This is a genomic window from Bradyrhizobium sp. JYMT SZCCT0428, assembly GCF_018131075.1.
Lineage (GTDB): Bacteria > Pseudomonadota > Alphaproteobacteria > Rhizobiales > Xanthobacteraceae > Bradyrhizobium.
In genome coordinates this window covers 1-2217 of record NZ_JAFCLS010000152.1, presented here as the reverse complement: position 1 = coordinate 2217, position 2217 = coordinate 1, and the positions used below count along the sequence as shown (strand labels likewise).

The following is a 2217-nucleotide window of genomic DNA, read 5'->3' as shown; positions in this document are numbered from 1 at the left end:
CTACAAGGAATATGTCGCAGCCAACGGTCCGGCACTCGCCAAATACGGGGCGCGCTTTCTAGCGCGTGGTGGCCAGGGCGAGCCGAAAGAGGGACAACCAAAATCGCGCGTGGTCGTTGTTGAATTTCCCAGCTATCGCACTGCGCTCGATTGCTATCACTCACCCGAGTATTCCGCTGCAATGAAGCTGCGCCAGGGACGCTCTATCTGGGATATGGCGATCACGGAGGGGTACGAAGGGCCTCAGCCGCACCACGGCGACCTCGGTGGGGGTTAGGCCGTACCCGCCAGCGCCTGCCGCTGATGTCCACCGGCACATTCAGGAAATCCATATGGCGGAGCTGCAACCTCGTGAACCGCCGGCAATTACTTACTCTTTTAGACGTGCCGCCGCTTTTGCTAGTGTCTTTGCCTTGTTCGCCTGCTTGATAAGCTTGTCTCGTGTGCGACCCGGTGCAATTCGCTGCGCCTCCTGGAAGGCCTGTCTGGCAGTTTCAAGCAGTCGTTGCTGCAGAGTGGTCGGGCGCGTTGTATTCCTGCTTATCGCCATGTCCACCAACTTCGCGGACACCGGGCCGGTTCCGTCTAGGAACGAATCACAACCAATTAAATTGAATCAGCCGTATGTAGTTGCGTGGAGTCGCTTTATGCGTACGTCCAATTGGACGCCGTCGATCGTTCCCGACGATCAGGATCAAACCATATCTGGTCCCCGACGATTTCGGCAAACTCGGCCGCGCCTGGCGCGAAGCCGACTATGAGACAACCGATCTTGAAACGGTCATTCAGGACCTGCTCACAGGCCAGTACCGCAATCCCATCCGTGTCGTAGCTTTCAATACGGCCGAACGCTGGTCGGAGGATGCCTCAGAAGATGTGGCTCACGAGCTGCGCCGGCGCTGCGACTTGCAGATGCGCGATCTCCCCTCTGCGCTCTCTGATTTTGTCGAACGTTACGAGGGATCGGATCGGCGGCAGTTGACGTTGCAACTGGTCTAACCACGTTCCTAAGGAGCCGCGCAAAGCGTCCCATGGATCATCGCAAAGAGCGGCCGCAGCAGCGGCGCTGGCCCTCATCAGTACCGCGATCTTGCCGGGCTCCGTTCATACGCCGAAAGGGGTAATCCGAGCGACCGTTACTAAGCGTTGAACAGGCGTGTCGGAACGTCATTTTTGAAGCTTCCAGCCAGAAAGGCAGCCCCCCGACTGCTGGAGGAAAACCCGGACCCTTCGGGTTGGCGGCCCCCGGTTGGGGCCGTTTCTAAATACGGGAGCCATGTACCAATGCTCACGCTTTTCGCAACACTTATTGGCATAGCGACCTTGGCCGCAATGATTGGCTTGATGCTCGCCGACCGGATCGACGCTCGCCGGCAATAAGGCCGCCGCTGGCGTGTCACCAGCCTTCAGGCCGCCCAGTTAGCGGTCTCTAGCGGCGCTTACCGGAGGACGTGAAGGCACTCCCCGCGCTCGTCAAGGTGCCCGCTGCAATCCCTGTAACTAGTTGGGTGGTGGCGGCAGATGTGGCGCTATCAAATTTAGCGGCTGCTTCAGCCTTCAGATCACTAATACTGACCCCTCCGTTCACCTGATCAAGATCGCCGAGGCTCATTTCCGGATTTACTTTTTTGGTCATGCTCGGACTCCATTGTGGCCGCCTTGAATGTGATCGGAATTATGCTGGGCAGCAAGGCCTTTCGTTGAGGAAAGTCGCCCCAACCCTGATCCAGCGATTTGCCAAGCCCCCTCGGGGCGGGCTTTCGCGCGCCACAAGGCGGCGGACCGGTGGCACCGTCTGCCATGGCATTTCCACAGTTGAAGCGGATTGATTTGAGTCGAATGCATCACGGTGGGGAATCGCCCTGAGGTGAATTTTCAACCGCTGTGGCCCACGGGGCTGAAATGGGTACTCTGATCAACGATTTTTCTGGCCTGCGAACCGTCTATGACGCCGAAAGCGGACGACTGGTGACTTTTGATGAAATGATAAGGAAACAGCATCGCAGTAGCGGCTCGACATTTGCCGATGTGGCAAGCGCAAAGAAGGCCTACTTCGATAACAACGTGTCTTGGGGAGAATGGATTCCAGGTTGGCCAGACTTGAGCAGTTAGCGCGGGGCGTCAGAGTTAATTCCCCGTGACGCTTTCTATTCAAATGCCCAGGGAAGTGAGTTCGGTCCCTTAAAATTTGATGATTATTGTCCTCGCAGGAAAGAC

Annotated in this window: 4 protein-coding genes; 3 read left to right on the top strand and 1 reads right to left on the bottom strand. The window is 57.2% G+C overall.

Features of this window, described 5'->3' with window-relative positions; genetic code table 11:
* Positions 1 to 277 (top strand): DUF1330 domain-containing protein (locus tag JQ575_RS44095; RefSeq protein ID WP_212039395.1); only part of this gene is annotated, 277 nt, incomplete at its 5' end.
* 353 nt (positions 278 to 630) lie between these two features.
* A complete protein-coding gene (locus JQ575_RS44090; RefSeq protein WP_249167330.1) occupies positions 631 to 999 on the top strand; it encodes a hypothetical protein in 369 nt (122 codons plus the stop codon).
* A gap of 430 nt (positions 1000 to 1429) precedes the next feature.
* Here JQ575_RS44090 and JQ575_RS44085 read toward each other — a convergent pair whose 3' ends face one another.
* Positions 1430 to 1636: a hypothetical protein gene (locus JQ575_RS44085; RefSeq protein ID WP_212039393.1), complete on the bottom strand. Its 207-nt coding sequence runs from the start codon at positions 1634 to 1636 to the stop codon at positions 1430 to 1432.
* Between the two features lie 266 nt (positions 1637 to 1902).
* On the opposite strand from JQ575_RS44085, the gene JQ575_RS44080 reads away from it, so the two are divergent.
* On the top strand, positions 1903 to 2112 hold the full coding sequence (locus JQ575_RS44080; RefSeq protein ID WP_212039392.1) for a hypothetical protein: 210 nt from the start codon (positions 1903 to 1905) through the stop codon (positions 2110 to 2112).
* The last annotated feature ends 105 nt before the right edge of the window (positions 2113 to 2217 follow it).

What these genes read in the sequence shown, in the direction of transcription:
- JQ575_RS44085 (WP_212039393.1), bottom strand. Translation starts at nt 1,636, where the DNA reads ATGACCAAAAAAGTAAATCCGGAAATGAGCCTCGGCGATCTTGATCAG.
- JQ575_RS44080 (WP_212039392.1), top strand. Translation starts at nt 1,903, where the DNA reads ATGGGTACTCTGATCAACGATTTTTCTGGCCTGCGAACCGTCTATGAC.